The organism is Paraburkholderia sp. BR10882 (genome assembly GCF_040948855.1).
Taxonomy (GTDB): Bacteria; Pseudomonadota; Gammaproteobacteria; order Burkholderiales; family Burkholderiaceae; genus Paraburkholderia; species Paraburkholderia nodosa_A.
The window spans coordinates 493,917-510,742 of sequence record NZ_JBFPKP010000002.1 but is presented as its reverse complement, the minus strand read 5'-3'; the positions used below and the strand labels follow the sequence as shown (position 1 = coordinate 510,742).

The window sequence follows — 16,826 nt, the reverse complement described above, 5'->3', positions numbered from 1 at the left end:
TCACTCAGCAGCCCGTATTCTTCACACGCTCGACTTCGAGGCCGAACCACGGGCGCAGCTTCGTGCCGAGCACATTGCCCGCGAACGCGCACACGAGCCACAGCCAGCCGTGCAGGCTGCCCGAGACGATGCCGCTGAAATACGCGCCGATATTGCAGCCGTAGGCGAGGCGCGCACCATAGCCAAGCAGCAGCCCACCGATCACGGCCGCCACGAGCGAGCGCAGCGGAATGCGCCACACCGGCGCGTAGCGGCCCGCGAGCGAAGCCGCTGCCATTGCACCGAGCACGATGCCGATGTCCATGACCGTGGTGACGTCGTGGCTTGCCGAGGCGGCGAGCGCGGCGGCGTTCGGGCCGGCCATCCAGTACGTCCAGCTCGCCACGTCGATGCCGAGCGTGGCGAAGCCCTTCGCGCCCCACAGCGCGAATGCCGAGGTCACGCCCCAGGGGCGGCCCGAGAGCGCGAGCGTCGCGAAATTCAGGATCGCGAGCGCGACCGCGCCGGCGAGCAGCGGCCACGGGCCATGCAGCCACGGCGAGCTGTGCGGCGCGCGCGGTTCGTTGACGAGGCGGCCGTGGCGGCGCTTCTCGACGAGCACGGTGAGCGCGGCGATGAGCGCAAACACGACGAGGTTGAGCGCAATGGCCGGCGCGGCGCCGAACGCGTTCACGAGCGAGAACGGCTTCAATTGCGGCATCGACGTCCAGAACGGCATGTGCGCCGTGGCGACCACGGAGCCCACGATAAAGGCGATGAGCGTCACGACCATGCGCGTGCTGCCGCCACCCACGGTGTAGAGCGTGCCCGAGGCACAGCCGCCCCCCAGCTGCATGCCGACACCGAACATGAACGCGCCGACGATGACCGATGTGCCCGCGGGCGAAACGAGGCCCGTGACCGGATGGCCGAAGAGCGACCCTGCCGCGAGCGCGGGGAAGAACAGCAGCACGCCGATGGCGAGCATGACCATCTGCGCGCGCAGGCCGGCGCCCCGCCCATCGGCGATGAATACGCGCCATGCCGAGGTGAAGCCGAACGCCGCGTGATAGAGCGTCATGCCGAGCAGCGCGCCGACCACGTAGAGCGCCGCCTGACGCCCGCTCACGGTCTGCGCGAGATATACCGCGCCGAGCGCGACGAGCAACAGCGCGATGCCTAGCGGCCTGGGATTGATGGAGTCGAGTCGGCGCGGCGCGCGCGCGAGCTGCGTGGAGAGGTCGGACATGGGAGCGGGGCAGCCCGGAAAGCCGCCAGGAAAATCAATCGATGAAAGCAAAACGATAGCACGAATCGCAAATCGGTCTGGCCGAGCCCCCGGGCCGGCTTTTCGCGACTCGCGTTGGGCCATGAGACATCGCCACAAACCCCGTCCAGACGGGGCTTTCCCAGACATTGGGACGAACCTGCGCCAAATCCCGCGAAGCCCTGCGCCCATCATGGATTTCCCCTATGCAGCGCCGCGCGCCGTCTGCCGTTAGGCGAGACGAGGTGCGAAGACGCGTGGGCCGCGCAAAGTCGCACTGGCGGGAAGATAGAAAAACGCAACGGAGACCTCATGCTGGGAAATATCACCATTCGCCGTGGGCTAACGCTCGTCATCGGTATCTTCGTCGCGTTTCTGCTGACGGTGATCGGCGTGTCGTATGGCGCGCTCAAGATCACCAACGACAGCCTGCACGACGCCCAGCGCGGCGCGCAGTCGCTCGACGCCCTCAAGAGCAGTTCGGAACGCCTGCTCCAGGTGCGTCTCGCGCTCGGCGGCTACGAGACGCTCTTCAGCGTCGGCAAGGCCACGGACGGCTTGCTCGACAAGGCGCACGAGGTGCTCGTGAATTCGAACAAGGAGTTCGCGCGCTACAGCGCCGGCCCGTTCGACGACCCCGAAGAGGCGCGCCTCGCCCAGGCCGTCAGCAGCGCGCGCGAGGCGCTCGTCTCGCAAGCGCTCGAGCCCGAGTACAAGTCGCTCGTCGACAACGATTTCAACACCTTCCGCACGATCCAGGGCGAAACCGCCGACCGCTACTACGGCGCCTACGCGAAGGCGATCGACGCGCTCGAGACCTGGCAGGCCACGCGCCAGCAGCACGACGCCGATACCGCCGCGCAGCGCTTTCGCCTGTCGCTCATCGTGTTCGGCGTGATCGGCGTGGTGGGCGTGGCGATTGGCGTGTTCGCGCGCGTGGGGCTCGCCGCCGCCGTGGTCAAGCCGGTGAACCATGCGATCCGCCATTTCGAGCGCATCGCCGCGGGCGACCTCACGGTGGACGTGCGGGTGCGCTCGAAGAACGAAATGGGCCAGCTGCTGGGCGCGCTGCAGACCATGCGCGACGGCCTCGTGGGCACCGTCTCGCGCGTGCGCGGCAGCACGCACGAAATCACCCAGGGCGCGAAGCAGATCGCGTCGGGCAACGTCGATCTCTCGGATCGCACGGCGCAGCAGGCGGCGGCGCTCGAAGAAACGGCGGCGAGCATCGAGGAGCTTTCGGCGGCGGTGCGCCAGAACACGGACGGCGCGAAGGAAGCGAGCGGGCTCGCCCAGACCGCGCTCGAAACGGTCACGCGCGGCGCCGACGTGGTGGCCCGCGTGAACGCGACGATGAACGACATCACGGCCTCGTCTCAGAAGGTGGAGGAGATCACCGGCATCATCGAGGGCATCGCGTTCCAGACCAACATCCTCGCGCTCAATGCGGCGGTGGAGGCGGCGCGCGCGGGCGAGCAGGGCCGCGGCTTCGCGGTCGTGGCGAGCGAGGTGCGCAGCCTCGCGCAGCGCTCGGGCACGGCGGCCAAGGAGATCAAGGAGCTGATCGCGGCCTCGGCGGCGACCGTCGGCGCGGGCGCGCGCCTCGTGGAAGACGCGCGCCGCACCATGGAGGAGGCGCGCAGTGCGGTGGCGCGCGTGAGCGGGATCATGAGCGAGATCGAAACCGCGACGCACGAGCAGAGCGGCGGCATCGAACAGGTGAACCGCGCGATTGCGCAGATCGACGAGGTCACGCAGCGTAACGCGGCGCTCGTGGAGGAAGCGGCGGCGGCCGCGCAGTCGCTCGAATCGCAGGCCGATCTGCTGCGCGAGGCCGTAGCGGTGTTCAATCTGGGCAGCGCGGGGCAGGCCGGTACGCGTCCGGCGCAAGCCGCTGCGGCGGACGCGCGCGCGGCCCGCGGGAGTACGCCGGCGCTGGCCTGAGCCAGCCGTGGCGGGTTGTCCTTGCCGTTGCAAGGACAACCTCCGGCCGCTTTAACCTGAGGTTATACCCCGCGCGCAATTCGCAATTGAGTTCCCCATCGTTCCCGGCGAGACTGGCGGCATAGGCCGTCTGGGTTTGGTCGTCAGCGAAAGAGAACAAGGGATCATGCGAGTTTGCGTTTTAGGCGGTGGGGTGATTGGCGTAAGCACGGCGTACGCGCTCGCTCGCGATGGGCACGAAGTCACGCTGGTCGAGCGCCATGCCGATGTGGCGCGCGAAACGAGCCACGCCAATGGCGGGCAGCTCAGTTACAGCTACGTCGCGCCGCTCGCGGACCCCTCCGCGCTGCCCAAGCTGCCGCAATGGCTCTTCTCGCGCGACGCCGCACTGCGTTTCGTGCCGCGGCTCGATCCGCACCAATGGCGCTGGTGCGCCGCGTTCCTGCGTGCGTGCACGCGCGCACGCAGTCGCGCGACCACGGCCGAATTGCTCAGCCTCGGCTTTTTGAGCCAGCGACTCATGCACGAGGTGGTCGAGCGCGAAGCGCTGTCATTCGACTACGTGCGCAACGGCAAGCTCGTGGTGTATCGCGACGAGCAAGGGTTTGCGCTTGCGCGCCGCCAGGCGCATTACCAATCGACGCTGGGCTGCGTGCAACACGCGCTCGACGGCGCGGCGTGCGTCGCGCTCGAACCCGCGCTCGCGCATATCGGCGCGGAGATCGTGGGCGGCATTCACACGCCAGGCGAAGAGGCCGCCGACTGCGATCAGTTCACGCGCGGCCTTGCACAAGCGGCACAGCGCGACGGCGTAAACCTGCAACTGGCGACCGAGTTTTCCGGACTGCGAACGAAAGGGCTGCGGGTGGTCGCCGCGCAGACCTCGCAGGGCGACATCGAAGCCGACGCTTTCGTGGTGTGCCTGGGTTTTCAGAGCCAGCCGATGCTCGCCTCGCTCGGCGTGCACGTGCCCGTGTATCCGCTCAAGGGCTACAGCCTCACGCTCCCCAATGCGAATGCGCAGGGCGCGCCGCGCGTCTCGGTCACGGATGCGCATCACAAGGTCGTCTACGCTCCGCTCGGCGAGCGACTGCGCATTGCAGGCATGGTCGATCTCACAGGCATGAACCCGCACGCCGACGACGCCCGCATCGCGCTGCTCACGCGCCAGGCGCGCGAAACCTTCCCCAACGCCGGCGACTACGACGCCATGCAGACGTGGACCGGCATGCGTCCCGCCACGCCGGACAGCAAGCCGGTGATCGGCGCCACGCACTTTCGCAACCTGTGGCTCAACACGGGGCACGGCGCGCTCGGCTTCACGCTCGCGCTCGGCAGCGCACAGCTGCTCGCCGATCTGCTGGCGGAGCGCGAGTTGCCGATCGACGGCGACGCCTTCGCGCCGGGCCGCTGATCTGGCTCGCTGATTCGCCAACGCGGCGCTACTGCAGCGTCGCGCCTTCCTCGCGCACGACCACGCTCGTGCGTCCGTCGATGCTCACCGGCACTTCGCCGCGCACGGTCGCGCGCCGGACGATGCGGCGCGCGTCGCCGTAGTCGTTGATCGCATAGTGTTGCGTGGCGCGGTTGTCCCAGATCGCGACGTCGCCTTCCTGCCAGTTCCAGCGCACCGTGTTTTCGAGCCGCGTGACGTGCTCGTGGAACACCTGCAGCAGATGCGCCGAATCGGACGACGAGAGACCTTTGAGCCGCTGCACGAAGTGGCCGAGCACGAGCGTGCGTTCGCCCGTTTCCGGATGCACGCGCACCACGGGATGTTCGGTTTCGTACACCTTCGACGTGAAGACTTCGCGGTAACGCTTGAGCTGCGCGCTGTCCGCGTTCGTGTGCGTGGACGCGTAGTCGTAGGCGTTGGTGTGGAGCGCCCAGAGCGTATCGGCGAGCGCGCGCAGGGGCTCGGGTAGTTGCGCGTACGCGGTGGCCGTATTGGCCCACACCGTGTCGCCGCCAAACGGCGGAATCACCACGGCGCGCAGGATCGAGACTTTCGGGTAGGCGTCGACGAAGGTGACGTCGGTGTGCCACGAGTTGGCGCGCGCGCCGTGCAGCGAATCGAGTTCCAGCAGGCTGCCGCCTTCCACCGAGGGCACCGTGGGGTGCGCGACCGTTTCGCCGAAGCGCCGCGCGAAGGCTTCCTGCGCGGTATCGTCGAGATGCTGCTGGCCACGGAAGAACAGCACCTTGTGGCGCAGCAGGGCGGCGTTGATCGCGTCGAACGTGGCGCTGTCGAGATCGGCATGAAGACGCACACCGTCGATGCGCACGCCGATGCGGCCCGCGACCTGATGGAGGTCTAGCGTGGTACTGGCGTGTTGCTGCGTGGAGGAATGCAGATGCGCAGACGGAACGGAAACGGCGGGGCGCTGCGTGTGAACGTCGGACATCGAAAGTCTCCTCGGCTGGACGTGGAACGTCCATTCAAGCAGGCTTGCGCCGCGAGAAGAACTGACGATTTCTGCGAAGCTATGCGAGCGTTAGTGCGCTATGGATAGCTGCGTGTGTGATTAGCGCGCACCAAAAGAAAATGACGCAGACCCGCGAGGGAATGCGTCATTCACAAGATGCTGCAAGGTACAGCTTCTTTACTGCATGTTCGTTGGTAGGCTCGATTGGATTCGAACCAACGACCCCCACCATGTCAAGGTGGTGCTCTAACCAACTGAGCTACGAGCCTGTCGAGGCGCGAATTATAGAGACACTCGCGCGCGCTTGCAAGCGCTTTTCTCGAATCGGGTGAAACGCCGGGTTTTCGGGTGTGCGCCTAAGCGAATTCGCGCGCCAGATTGCGCAGGTTATGCGTGGGATCGGCGAGCGTTTCGCGGGCGATGCGCGCGCGCTTGCCGATCAGCGCTTTGGCGCTGCGCATGTCGCGACCCTGATTCACGGTGATCGCGCCAACCAGCGCGCCTTCGCCGTCGAGGCCGAACAGAACGCAGGGCGGCGCTTGCAGCGAACCACGCGTGAGCCATTCAGGCGCAGTCATGTCGCCCGCGAACTGGATGTTGAGGCCGCATTGATCAGTCCAGAACCAGGGCGCTTGCCAGGCTTCGGGTTCGAGGCCGAGCATCGCGCGCGCCGCCGTTTGCGCCTGACGGTTCGCGTTCTCCCACGTTTCGCGGCGCTGGTGGTGGCCGCTTGCCTCGTCCCACTGGCTGGCGGCGTCGCCGGCTGCGTAGATGTGCGCGTGCGAGGTGCGACACCGCGCGTCGATCACGATGCCGTTGTCGATTTGCAGGCCTGCTTTGCGAGCGAGCGTGGTTTCGGGTTCGACGCCGATGCCGTAGATCACCGCGTCGCCGGTAATGCGCGTGCCGCTTTCGAGCGTCAGCACGAGTTCGCCGTTCTCGCGAGTGGCTGACGCGAGCGGCGAGCCCAGATGCAGTGTCACTCCCCGCGCGCGATGCACGTTGCACAGATGCTCGGTGAGCAGCGGCGGAGCGCAACGCGCCATCGCACGCGGCGCCTGTTCGATCACGGTGACTTCCGCGCCGAGATCGACCGCGCTCGAAGCGAGTTCGAAACCGATCACGCCCGCGCCCACCAGCAGCACGCGCTTGCGCGCTTGAAGCACGGGTATAAGGCGTTGTGCGTCCTCCAGCGTGCGCAGCGTGTAGACGTCCTCGCCCAGCGCGTCGAGCATCGGCAAGCGCCGCACGCGCGCGCCCGTGGCGAGCAGCAGTTCGTCGAAGGCGATCGATTCGCCGTTCGCGAGCGTGACGATGCGCGCCTGTGCGTCGAGCGCGGTCACGGCCACGCCGAGCTTCAACTCGATGTTCTGGTCCGCGTAGTAGCCCTCGCCGTGAATCGCGCAGCGCGCCGTTTGCGGTTGCAGCAGCACGTCCTTCGAAAGCGGCGGCCGTTCATAAGGCGCGTGCGCTTCCTCGCCGATCAGTACGACGCGGCCCGCATAGCCTTGCTGGCGCAATTCGGCGGCGGCGAGCGCGCCCGCCTGGCCCGCACCGACGATGACGATAGTCGAGACGTTCATGATCTGTTTCCCGTTACAGATGCAGGCCGCCCGCCGCGTGACGGATGCCGCGAATGCCGAGGCCGGCGTCCGCATTGATCATCACGCCGCTCAGCACGCGATTGTTCGCGCGCGAAGCGAGCATCACGTAGGGCCCGGTGAAATCCGCAGGCTGCGGGAAGAACTGCAGCGGCAGGATCCCCGCAATCGCTTCGGGCGAACGCGAATCCATGATGCGCAAGTCCTGCTGGCCGAGCGAAGCGGGGCCGCGCAAATCGCTCGCCATACCGCAAGGGCCGACGCCGTTCACACGCACCTTGGGCGCGAGTTCGTAGGCCAGCTGGCGGATGATGCCCACGGCCGCATGCTTGCTCGCCGTGTACAGGGGACCGCCGCCGCCCGGATAGAACGAAGAGTTCGAGAGTGTGAAGATCATGCTGCCTTCGCTCGCGATGAGCGCGCGCGCTGCCGCTTTCGCGCCGAGCAAATAGCCCTTCACATTGATCGAGAAAAGCTCTTCATAACCGCTGTCGAGCTGCGCCGGCGAGAGATCGACGAGGCTCGAAGCATGATCCCAGATCGCTGCGTTGCCGATGAAGATGTCGAGCTTGCCGAACGCTTCGACGGCGGCGCTCACGGCGCGCTCGTTGTCGGCGTACGAGGTCACGTCGCCCTGCACGGCGACGACGTTTTGCGCACTGAAGCGCGCTTGCAGCGCCGCGACTTTCTCTGCCGAACGTTCGAGCACCGCCACGCGCGCGCCTTCGTCGAGAAAGCGTTCGAGGAGTGCAAGGCCGAGTCCCGAGCCACCGCCCGTGATCAGCGCGACTTCGTTATCGAGCCAGCCCATTACGCGGCCTCCGGAACATCGACGAAAACCGCACCGTCAACGCACGTGACAGGGAACGTCTTGAGCGCTTCGGTCGCAGGCTGGCACAGGGCCGTGCCGGTCTTCAGGCAGAAACGTGCGGCATGCAGCGGACATTCGACGGTGCCGTCGTCTTCGATATAGCCTTCGGACATCGAAGCATTGCCGTGCGAGCAGCGGTCGTTCAGCGCGAAGAGTTCGCCGTTCACCTTGAATACGGCGATCGCGGCGGACGGGCCGTCCACCTTGATCGCTTCGCCATCGGACAACGCGTCGTCCTGGCAGACAAAAATATGGGCCATGATCAGAAAAGCACACTCAGGTTATGGGAAGTGAGCACCGCCTGGTCCAGCGTGATCTCACGGTTGCACACCTGCCAGCCTGGCGCGCCCTCCACGCGGCGCACGCGGTCGATGCGGCGGCCCACGTAGAACGTCTCGTCGCGTTCCTTCTGCGAGCGGTAGAGCGCGTAGTTCACGTATGCCTCGTATTCGCCGGGCGTTTCGGTGGTGAACGCTCGCCGGTTCGTCACGAGATGGCGGGTGCGCGAAGGCGGTTCTTCCGCCCACGCCATGCCGGTTTCGAGACGCGCCACGCGGCGCTCGAGCTGGAAATGCGTGTCGTTGAAGATCCACGTGGTGGGCGGCTGCACGCCGCGCCGGCGGTCGCGCGTTTGCGCGTTGACGGTCGTGCGCATGGTGTAGCGAATGTCCTTCGCCATGAGGTCGAGCCATGCGCGAAAGCGCCAGCCGTCGAGCAGCGCCGCTTCGTCAAAGAGGAATTGCTCGATTTCGTGATGCAGTTCGAGACCCACGCGCGTGGGCGTGAAAACCGGTTCGGCGACTTCGCTCATTTGAGCACCTCCGCTTCGTAGCGCGCGGTGCGCTGGTTCACTTCGTCCCACGTTTCGGAGATCAGCAGGTCTGCCCAGCGCCGGTACATGCCGCGCGCCGCCGTCTCCGAAAAAATGTAGTTCGTCATGCCAGGTATGCCGTCTTCGCGTACGCGCTCGTTGCCGAGGCCCATTTCGAGGCATAGCTTCGTTTTGCGCGCGCGGCTGCCGCGCAGCACCTTCTGCACTTCGGCCCAGTTTTCCGAGTCGTCCTGTTCGAGAAAGCCTGCGGGCCCGAACGCGCGCGTCGCGCTGCGCTCGAAGGCGGCCTTGACTTCATCGGACGCTGCCTTGTCGGCAATACAGAACGCCCACACTTCCACCTGGTTCGGCCCGCGCGGGTGCCAGACGCGCAGCGTGGCCGTGCCGTTGAGCCACGAAAGCGTCGGGAACATGTTGTTGTGGCCCGCCAGACGCATCGCGCGCACCTTGCCCAGGCGCGCTTCGGCTTCGGCATAGGTGTCGCGGAAGTACTGCGAGACTTCGCCGTCCACCCACACGTTCGCGTCGGGCTGCTCGGTGAAGAAGAAGCCGCTGCCATGGCCCGCCTGGCCATACTGCAGCGCGTCTTTCGCGGTCTCCCACACGGGGCGCGCCGTTTGACCCGCGCCCAGCGCCTTGTCGGCCGCGCCTTCCTTCGCGCCGAGCACTTCAATGGCGGACGCGTGTGTGAAGAGTGCGTGATACTGATCGCTCGCAAACTGCTCGGCCGGGAATTTCCAGTTGCAGTCGATCACCCACTTGTGCACGCCGCCCACGATCTCGGTCCCGCCTTCGCGTCGGTCGAGCACGCCGTCGAGATACCAGGCGATGTCGCCCATATAGGTTTCGAGGTCGGGCGCGTTCGCGTCCCAGTTGCCGAACGCGAGGCCCTTGTACACGGCCACGCGCGTGACTTCCTGCAAGCCCCATTGCTCCTTGCACAGGCCCTGCGGATAGGCGCGCGATTCGAGCGGCACGTCGATGAGCGCGCCGTCCACGCCGTACGACCAGCCGTGATACGGACACGTGAACGCGCGCGTGTTGCCGCAATCGGCATGGCTCACGCGCATCGAGCGATGGCGGCACTGATTGAGGAAGGCCTTGATCGAGCCGTCCTTCTGGCGCACCACGACGATGGGGTCTTCGCCCATGTAGGTATTGAAAAAGTCGCCCGCTTTCGGTATTTGACTGACGTGGGCGAGAAAGAGCCAACAGCGGCCGAAAATGCGCTCGAGTTCGAGCGCGTAAATGTCGGGGTCGGTATAGATCGACGACGTGACGCGGCCATTTTGCGCGTCGACGAGTGCATCGATGTCGATGATTGCGGACATGCGAGTCTCCTCCGTGGCAGCATTCTCCTTTTGGCGGAGAACGCAGACGGATGATCGTTGCTCGCTTTGCCGATGTGAAATATTTTGTTTGTTGCCACTAAGACTTCAAAACGATAAATCGAGCATGGAACTGAGACACCTGCGCTACTTCATTGCCGTTGCCGACGAGCTGAGCTTCACGCGCGCGGCGCAGCGCCTGCATACGGCGCAGCCATCGCTGAGCCAGCAGATCCGCAATCTGGAAGACGAAGTGGGCACGCCGCTCTTCGAGCGCACGCGCCGCAAGGTGGAATTGACCGACGCGGGCAAGGTGTTTCTCGCCGAGGCGCGTCTCGTGGTGGCGCAGGCCGACCGGGCAGTGGCGCGTGCACGCCAGGTGGGGCAGGGGCGCGCGACGGTGACGATCGGTTTCGTGCCCGCCGCGGAGATCCGGGTTTTCCCGGTGATTTTGCCGCGTTTGCGATTGCGCTTTCCCGAGGTCAATGTCGAGTTGCGCAGCCTGCCGACGGCCGAGCAGGAAGACGCGCTGCTGCGCGGCGATATCGACGTGGCGTTCATGCGGCGGCCCGTTTTGTCGCCTGAATTGCGCAGCGAAGTCGTGCTCACCGAGCCGCTCGTGGTGGTGCTGCCGAGCGGCCATCCGCTCGCGAAGCAAGCGCGCATCGCACCGGCGCAGCTGAGCGGCGAGCCGTTCATCAGCACGCATCCGCAGTTCTCGGGGCAGGTGCACAGCGTGGTCGAGGCGTATTGCGAGGCGCACGGAATCGAGCGCAAGGTGGCTCAGGTCGCGACCAATATTCTGCTCAATCTGAATCTCGTGGGGATGGGGCTCGGCTATGCGCTCCTGCCTGCGTATGTCTCGTCGCTCACGAGCAGCGCGATCTGCACGCGCCCGCTGGAGGGCGAGCCGCCCACCATTGACTTGCTGATGGTGTCGCGCAAAGAACCGCATGCTGCGGAGCTTGAAGCGCTATTCGAACTCGTGCGCGAGAACGAAGCTTAACGCTTCGTGTGGTCCTCCTGCGCCTCGAGCGCCGTCACCATTTCCTGCGCGGCGCGCTGCAACTCGGGCACGAAGCGGCGCACGGCCTCTGCCGGATTGATGGCCTGCTCCAGGTAGATCACGTTCAGGCTCGCGAGCACGCGCCCATGCGCCTCGATGGCCGTTGCGAGCGCACCGATCTTGCGCTGGTCGGCCCAGTCGCCGTGGTTCGAGCCGAAGCCGTCGGCGCGCGTCTGGCGCACGAGATTGCGGATATAGGCCGCGTCGCCGGCGAGTTTTTGCTGCTGCTCGCCGCCCGCCCCCGCGCGTAACAGTTCCAGGATGTCTTCGCGCTCGGCCTCGGGACACATCGCAAAGTACACGCGGCCAGCCGCCGTGAGCAGGATCGGCAGGCGGCGGCCCACCATCGCGCGGTGAAACGAAAGCGGGCTGAAGCGGTGCGTGGTCTCGCGGATCACCATGGAGTCGCCGTCGGGCGTCGTGAGATCCGATGGCCACACGGTGCGCTGGAGCATTTGCGCCATGATCGGCGGCGCGATGGTCGCGATCAGCTCGTCGTCGGTGAAGCCTTCGCTCAGGCCGCGCACGTTCATCGTCAGACGAAAGCTGTCGTCGGAAGCGCTGCGGCGCACGAACTTTTCCTCTACCAGGGTTTCCAGCAGGCGCCTCACCGTCGTGCGATGCAGGCCCGTTGCCTCGCTCAACTGCTGGCTCGTGGCGCGCCCGTTCTCCATGGCGTTGAGCGCCTGGAGGACCTGCAGGCCGCGCGCCAGTCCCCGCACGTTTGCATACTTCGTCATCAAAAACGCCTTAAAAATCAAGTGTGTGCATTCTATGCACATTTCTCTAAAAATGTTGAGCGCGCATCGGGCGGAACCTAGACTCGCTTCCATTCACCGCGCTGTGACAAAACGTCCACCCGGGTGATCCGTTTTCAGGCACCACCTGTCAGCATCCGCAGCGGCTCCATAAGCCGCGCGAGAAGGAGACACATGAACACCCCCCTCGCCCACGAGGCGGATACCGTCCGCCCTCGCCAGATTGCCACCGACGTCGCCATCATCGGCGCGGGTCCGGTCGGCCTCATGATCGCCAATATTCTCGGCCTGCAAGGCGTGAGTGTCACGCTCGTCGAGAAGCTCGACCAGATCATCGACTACCCGCGCGCCATTGGTCTGGATGACGAAGCATTGCGCGTGTTCCAGTCCATCGGCCTTGCCGATGCGCTGCTGCCGCATACCACGCCCGACCACTGGATGCGCTTCGTCACGAAAGACGGCCATTGCTTCGCCTCGATCGAGCCGCGCACCGACGAATTCGGCTGGCCGCGCCGCAACGCGTTCATTCAGCCGCTCGCCGATCGCGTGCTGTATGAAGGGCTCGCGCGCTTCGAGCACGTGGACGTGTTGTTCGGCCACACGGTCAACGCATTCGAGCAGGACACGCAGGGTGTGACGATCGACGTGAGCGACGCGAACGGTGAGCGCCGCACGATCCGCGCAGCGTACCTGGTGGGCGCAGACGGCGGCAACAGCTTCGTGCGCCGTGCGCTGAACGTGCCCTTCGAAGGCCGGACGAAGCCGAATCAATGGATCGTGGTGGACGTGCGCAACGACCCCATCGGCTCGCCGCATATCTATATGCATTGCGATCATCAGCGCCCGTATGTGTCGGCTGCGCTGCCGCACGGCATTCGCCGCTTCGAATTCATGGTGATGCCGGGCGAGACGGAAGAAGAACTCTCGAAGCCCGAGAACATGGCCGCGCTGATCCGCAAGGTGGTGGCGGACCCCGACAAGGTCGACTACATCCGCAAGCGTGTGTACACGCACAACGCGCGTCTTGCCGAAACGTTCCGCGTGGACCGCGTGCTGCTCGCGGGCGACGCGGCGCACATCATGCCGGTGTGGCAGGGCCAAGGTTACAACAGCGGCATTCGCGACGCGAACAACCTGGGCTGGAAGCTCGCGATGGTCGCGAAGGGCCAGGCTGATGGGCGCCTGCTCGACAGCTATACGGTGGAGCGTCGCGCCCACGCGCGCTCGATGATCCACCTCTCCGAAGTGGCGGGCGATATCTTCGCCCCCACCACGCGCTTTGGCGCGCGCTTTCGCGACACGTTCGTGCGCTACATGAATGTGTTCCCTTCGGTGAAGCGTTACTTCGTGGAAATGCGCTTCAAGCCGATGCCGCGCTACGAAGCGGGCATCGTGCTGCTGCCGCCGCCGCAAAAGACGGGCGGCTGGTTCGCCAGCCTGCTAGAGCGCTCGGGCAACTCGGCGCCGGGCCGCCTGCTCGGCCTGATGAGTCAGAAGCGCGACTCGCTGATCGGCCGCCTCGCGTATGGCCGCGATCCGCTCGCGGCGTCGCCCGTGGGCCGCATGTTCATCCAGCCGCGCGTGCGTCTCGCCGATGGCCGCGTGGTGCGCCTCGACGACGCGATCGGCAACGGCTTCGCCGTGCTGGCCTGGGGCGCGGACCCGACCTTCGGCCTCACGCCGCAAGCCCGCGCATTGTGGGAGCGCCTGGGCGCCCGCTTCATCTTCGCGAAGCCCGACGTGCAGCTCGAATACGCCGACGACGTGCCCGAGGGCGTGCTCGCGCTCGGCGACGTGCAGGGCCGCCTGAAAGAGTGGTTCAGCCGTCTGCCCGAATCCGTCGTGCTGCTGCGCCCGGACCGCTTCGTCGCGGGCGTCTGCACGCCGCAACAGGTCTCGGACGCGATCGTCGAACTCGCGGGCAAGCTCGGCATGGCCGAAGCCGCCTTGCATGGGGCGAGCGCCGCTGCCCCGCAAAACCGTCCCGTGCGCGGCGTGGCCGTTGCGCGCACAGCAGGAGCATGAGCATGCCGATTCACCTCGAATGTCTGTCGCATACACCGTTGCATGGCTATTTCGATCCGCTGCCTGACGTGGTGGCGGAAGTCGAACGGGTCGGCCGCGCCGCGCGCGAACGCGTGGAAGCCTTCAACCCGGACGTGATCGTTGCGTTCGCACCGGATCACTTCAACGGTTTCTTCTACGACGTGATGCCGCCGTTCTGCATCGGCGCGCGCGCGGATGCGATCGGCGACTTCAGGAGCATGGCCGGAACGCTGCCGGTGCCCGAAGCACTTGCGCACAAGCTCGCCGAAAGCGTGCTCGCCGCCGATATCGACGTGGCGCTCTCGTACCGCATGCAGGTCGATCACGGCTGCGCGCAGGCGCTGGAAGTGCTCACGGGCGCTCTCGACCGTTACCCGGTGATTCCGGTGTTCATCAACTCCGTGGCGCCGCCCATGGCGACGCTGCGCCGCGCACGACTGCTCGGCGACGCGATTGGCCGCTTCTTCTCGCGAAGCGACACGCGCGTGCTCGTCGTGGGCTCGGGCGGCATTTCGCACGAGCCGCCGGTGCCGGAGCTGTTCGGCGCGACGCCGGAAGTGGCCGAACGTTTGATCGCGGGCCGCAATCCCTCGGCGGATTCGCGCGCGGCACGTCAGGCGCGCACCGTGGCCGCGGCGAAATCGTTCACGGCGGGCGACAGCCATCTGCATCCGCTCAATCCCGAATGGGACCGCGCGTTCCTCGCGCGCCTTGCATCGGGCGAGTTGACTTCCGTGGACGGCATGACGAACGCGGCTATCACGCGTGACGGCGGCAAGTCGGCGCACGAGATTCGCACGTGGGTCGCGGCATTCGGCGTGCTGGCCGCTTACGGCCCGTATCGCGCTTCGCTCGACTACTACCGCGAAATTCCCGAGTGGATTGCGGGTTTCGCCACCATGCATGCCACGCCCGACGCGGCTTGATAGGACAGTACGGACTCCGGAGAATCAACATGTCAGAACCGAAACTCGTCGCGGCGCTGGCCGCGCGCCTCTACGAAGCCGAAGCCTCGCGCAAGGTGATCGAGCCGGTGCGCGGCGAGATCGCCCTGGACGATATCGCCACCGCCTACGCCGTTCAGCAAGCCAACGTCGATCTGCGCGTGGCGACCGGCGAGCGCATCGTGGGCCGCAAGATCGGTCTCACGTCGCTTGCGGTGCAGAAGCAGCTCGGTGTCGATCAGCCTGACTTCGGCGCGCTGTTCGCGTCGATGGCTTACGGCGACGCGCAAGCGATTCCACTCTCGCAACTGATCCAGCCGAAGGTGGAAGCGGAAATCGCGCTCGTGCTGGAGCACGACCTCACGTTCGAAAAGCACACCTTCGTCGATATCCTGCGCGCCAGCGCCTATGCGCTCGCAGCCATCGAGGTGGTGGACAGCCGCATCCAGAACTGGGACATCCGCTTCGTCGATACGGTGGCCGACAACGCCTCGAGCGCGCGCTTCGTGGTGGGCAGCCGCCCGGTGCCGCTCTCGCAGATCGACTTGACAGGGTGCGCGATGGAACTCTCGCGCGACGGCGAAGTGCTCTCGCGCGGCAACGGCGCCGCCTGTCTCGGCAACCCGCTCAACGCCGCCGTGTGGCTCGCCGACCGCATGGTGCAGCTCGGCACGCCGCTGCGTGCGGGCGACGTGGTGCTTACGGGTGCACTCGGACCCATGGTCGCCGTGAAGGAACCCGGCACGTACACCGCGCAGATCGAAGGCCTCGGCAGCGTTCGCGCGACTTTTTCCGCCTGATACAGGAATTCATATGGCTTCCGAAAAACTCAAGGTTGCGATCATCGGCTCCGGCAACATAGGCACGGATCTGATGATCAAGATCATGCGCAACAGCAAGCATCTGGAGATGGCGGCGATGGTCGGCATCGACCCGAACTCCGATGGTCTCGCGCGCGCCGCGCGGCTTGGCGTCGCGACCACGCATGAAGGTGTCGAAGGCCTTACGCGCCTGCCGGTGTTCAACGACATCGACTTCGTGTTCGATGCGACTTCCGCCGGCGCGCATGTGAAGAACGACGCGCTGCTGCGCACGCTCAAGCCGTCGATCCGCATCATCGACCTGACGCCCGCAGCCATTGGCCCGTACTGCGTGCCGGTCGTGAACCTCGACGCACACATCGAAGCGACGAACGTCAACATGGTGACGTGCGGCGGCCAGGCCACGATTCCGATGGTTGCGGCCGTGTCGCGCGTCGCGAAGGTCCACTACGCGGAAATCGTCGCCTCGATCAGCAGCAAGTCGGCGGGCCCCGGCACGCGGGCCAACATCGACGAATTCACCGAGACGACGTCGAAGGCGATCGAAGTGGTTGGGGGCGCGGCGAAGGGCAAGGCCATCATCGTGCTGAATCCGGCCGAGCCGCCCGTCATGATGCGCGACACGGTTTATACGCTTTCTGAGGCGGCCGACCGCGAGAAGGTCGAGCAGTCCATCGAGGAGATGGCCGCGAAGGTGCACGCCTACGTGCCGGGCTATCGCCTGAAGCAGAAGGTGCAGTTCGACGAGATTCCCGCGAACGCGCCCCTGAATATTCCGGGCCTCGGCAAGTTCAGCGGTCTGAAGACCTCGGTGTTCCTCGAAGTGGAAGGCGCCGCGCACTATCTGCCCGCTTACGCAGGCAATCTCGACATCATGACTTCCGCCGCGCTCGCCACCGCCGAACGCATGGCGCAGACGCTTCTGAGCGTGGAGGGATAAGAC

Annotated in this window: 15 protein-coding genes and 1 tRNA gene; 7 read left to right on the top strand and 9 right to left on the bottom strand. The window is 66.0% G+C overall.

The window, feature by feature from the left end; translation table 11 throughout:
* Positions 1-4: 4 nt before the first annotated feature.
* On the bottom strand, positions 5-1,228 hold the full coding sequence (locus AB3X99_RS07260; RefSeq protein ID WP_368616532.1) for a YeeE/YedE family protein: 1,224 nt from the start codon (positions 1,226-1,228) through the stop codon (positions 5-7).
* 330 nt (positions 1,229-1,558) lie between these two features.
* On the opposite strand from AB3X99_RS07260, the gene AB3X99_RS07255 reads away from it, so the two are divergent.
* The gene (locus AB3X99_RS07255; RefSeq protein WP_368616531.1) at positions 1,559-3,190 is read left to right on the top strand and encodes a methyl-accepting chemotaxis protein; all 1,632 of its coding nucleotides are present in this window, start codon (positions 1,559-1,561) and stop codon (positions 3,188-3,190) included.
* Positions 3,191-3,356: 166 nt separating this feature from the next.
* Positions 3,357-4,604 (top strand): D-amino acid dehydrogenase, encoded by a 1,248-nt coding sequence (locus AB3X99_RS07250; protein ID WP_368604982.1) that lies wholly within the window; start codon positions 3,357-3,359, stop codon positions 4,602-4,604.
* Positions 4,605-4,632: 28 nt separating this feature from the next.
* On the opposite strand, the gene AB3X99_RS07245 is transcribed toward AB3X99_RS07250, so the two are convergent.
* The 7 genes from AB3X99_RS07245 to hcaE form a co-directional block, all read right to left on the bottom strand.
* Positions 4,633-5,595: a TauD/TfdA dioxygenase family protein gene (locus AB3X99_RS07245; RefSeq protein ID WP_368616530.1), complete on the bottom strand. Its 963-nt coding sequence runs from the start codon at positions 5,593-5,595 to the stop codon at positions 4,633-4,635.
* Between the two features lie 213 nt (positions 5,596-5,808).
* Positions 5,809-5,885, bottom strand: a tRNA-Val gene (locus AB3X99_RS07240).
* A gap of 87 nt (positions 5,886-5,972) precedes the next feature.
* Entirely contained in the window at positions 5,973-7,199 is a 1,227-nt protein-coding gene (hcaD, locus tag AB3X99_RS07235; protein WP_368616529.1) for a 3-phenylpropionate/cinnamic acid dioxygenase ferredoxin--NAD(+) reductase subunit, read from the bottom strand.
* A 13-nt stretch (positions 7,200-7,212) separates the two neighbouring features.
* Complete coding sequence (gene hcaB / locus AB3X99_RS07230) at positions 7,213-8,028, bottom strand: 3-phenylpropionate-dihydrodiol/cinnamic acid-dihydrodiol dehydrogenase (protein ID WP_069261477.1); 816 nt, start codon at positions 8,026-8,028, stop codon at positions 7,213-7,215.
* The gene (gene hcaC, locus AB3X99_RS07225) at positions 8,028-8,348 is read right to left on the bottom strand and encodes a 3-phenylpropionate/cinnamic acid dioxygenase ferredoxin subunit (RefSeq protein ID WP_368616528.1); all 321 of its coding nucleotides are present in this window, start codon (positions 8,346-8,348) and stop codon (positions 8,028-8,030) included. The genes hcaB and hcaC overlap by 1 nt, the downstream gene beginning before the upstream one ends.
* Positions 8,349-8,350: 2 nt before the next feature.
* On the bottom strand, positions 8,351-8,899 hold the full coding sequence (gene hcaF / locus AB3X99_RS07220; protein WP_368616527.1) for a 3-phenylpropionate/cinnamic acid dioxygenase subunit beta: 549 nt from the start codon (positions 8,897-8,899) through the stop codon (positions 8,351-8,353).
* The gene (gene hcaE / locus AB3X99_RS07215) at positions 8,896-10,251 is read right to left on the bottom strand and encodes a 3-phenylpropionate/cinnamic acid dioxygenase subunit alpha (RefSeq protein WP_368616526.1); all 1,356 of its coding nucleotides are present in this window, start codon (positions 10,249-10,251) and stop codon (positions 8,896-8,898) included. The genes hcaF and hcaE overlap by 4 nt, the downstream gene beginning before the upstream one ends.
* A gap of 124 nt (positions 10,252-10,375) precedes the next feature.
* On the opposite strand from hcaE, the gene hcaR reads away from it, so the two are divergent.
* Complete coding sequence (gene hcaR, locus AB3X99_RS07210) at positions 10,376-11,254, top strand: DNA-binding transcriptional regulator HcaR (RefSeq protein ID WP_368604976.1); 879 nt, start codon at positions 10,376-10,378, stop codon at positions 11,252-11,254.
* On the opposite strand, the gene AB3X99_RS07205 is transcribed toward hcaR, so the two are convergent.
* Positions 11,251-12,054 carry a DNA-binding transcriptional regulator gene (locus tag AB3X99_RS07205; RefSeq protein ID WP_069261472.1) on the bottom strand — a complete coding sequence of 268 codons (804 nt, stop codon included), beginning with the start codon at positions 12,052-12,054 and terminating at the stop codon, positions 11,251-11,253. The genes hcaR and AB3X99_RS07205 overlap by 4 nt on opposite strands.
* 192 nt (positions 12,055-12,246) lie before the next feature.
* Between AB3X99_RS07205 and AB3X99_RS07200 the strand changes: the two genes are divergently transcribed.
* Genes AB3X99_RS07200 through AB3X99_RS07185 form a run of 4 tightly spaced genes read left to right on the top strand, consistent with a single transcriptional unit; the run spans position 12,247 to position 16,823 of the window.
* Positions 12,247-14,097 (top strand): bifunctional 3-(3-hydroxy-phenyl)propionate/3-hydroxycinnamic acid hydroxylase, encoded by a 1,851-nt coding sequence (locus tag AB3X99_RS07200; protein ID WP_368616525.1) that lies wholly within the window; start codon positions 12,247-12,249, stop codon positions 14,095-14,097.
* Between the two features lie 2 nt (positions 14,098-14,099).
* A complete protein-coding gene (locus AB3X99_RS07195) occupies positions 14,100-15,044 on the top strand; it encodes a 3-carboxyethylcatechol 2,3-dioxygenase (protein ID WP_342946905.1) in 945 nt (314 codons plus the stop codon).
* A gap of 29 nt (positions 15,045-15,073) precedes the next feature.
* Entirely contained in the window at positions 15,074-15,862 is a 789-nt protein-coding gene (gene mhpD, locus AB3X99_RS07190; protein ID WP_069261469.1) for a 2-keto-4-pentenoate hydratase, read from the top strand.
* A 13-nt stretch (positions 15,863-15,875) separates the two neighbouring features.
* Positions 15,876-16,823, top strand: a complete 948-nt coding sequence (locus AB3X99_RS07185) for an acetaldehyde dehydrogenase (acetylating) (RefSeq protein WP_342946906.1) — start codon at positions 15,876-15,878, stop codon at positions 16,821-16,823.
* The last annotated feature ends 3 nt before the right edge of the window (positions 16,824-16,826 follow it).

Bases quoted from the DNA above. Each gene is read 5' to 3' on its own strand.
- hcaF (WP_368616527.1), bottom strand. From the start codon at position 8,899: ATGAGCGAAGTCGCCGAACCGGTTTTCACGCCCACGCGCGTGGGTCTC.
- hcaC (WP_368616528.1), bottom strand. From the start codon at position 8,348: ATGGCCCATATTTTTGTCTGCCAGGACGACGCGTTGTCCGATGGCGAA.
- hcaE (WP_368616526.1), bottom strand. From the start codon at position 10,251: ATGTCCGCAATCATCGACATCGATGCACTCGTCGACGCGCAAAATGGC.
- hcaR (WP_368604976.1), top strand. From the start codon at position 10,376: ATGGAACTGAGACACCTGCGCTACTTCATTGCCGTTGCCGACGAGCTG.
- AB3X99_RS07205 (WP_069261472.1), bottom strand. From the start codon at position 12,054: ATGACGAAGTATGCAAACGTGCGGGGACTGGCGCGCGGCCTGCAGGTC.
- AB3X99_RS07195 (WP_342946905.1), top strand. From the start codon at position 14,100: ATGCCGATTCACCTCGAATGTCTGTCGCATACACCGTTGCATGGCTAT.
- AB3X99_RS07250 (WP_368604982.1), top strand. From the start codon at position 3,357: ATGCGAGTTTGCGTTTTAGGCGGTGGGGTGATTGGCGTAAGCACGGCG.
- hcaD (WP_368616529.1), bottom strand. From the start codon at position 7,199: ATGAACGTCTCGACTATCGTCATCGTCGGTGCGGGCCAGGCGGGCGCG.
- hcaB (WP_069261477.1), bottom strand. From the start codon at position 8,028: ATGGGCTGGCTCGATAACGAAGTCGCGCTGATCACGGGCGGTGGCTCG.
- AB3X99_RS07200 (WP_368616525.1), top strand. From the start codon at position 12,247: ATGAACACCCCCCTCGCCCACGAGGCGGATACCGTCCGCCCTCGCCAG.
- AB3X99_RS07185 (WP_342946906.1), top strand. From the start codon at position 15,876: ATGGCTTCCGAAAAACTCAAGGTTGCGATCATCGGCTCCGGCAACATA.
- AB3X99_RS07255 (WP_368616531.1), top strand. From the start codon at position 1,559: ATGCTGGGAAATATCACCATTCGCCGTGGGCTAACGCTCGTCATCGGT.
- AB3X99_RS07260 (WP_368616532.1), bottom strand. From the start codon at position 1,228: ATGTCCGACCTCTCCACGCAGCTCGCGCGCGCGCCGCGCCGACTCGAC.
- mhpD (WP_069261469.1), top strand. From the start codon at position 15,074: ATGTCAGAACCGAAACTCGTCGCGGCGCTGGCCGCGCGCCTCTACGAA.
- AB3X99_RS07245 (WP_368616530.1), bottom strand. From the start codon at position 5,595: ATGTCCGACGTTCACACGCAGCGCCCCGCCGTTTCCGTTCCGTCTGCG.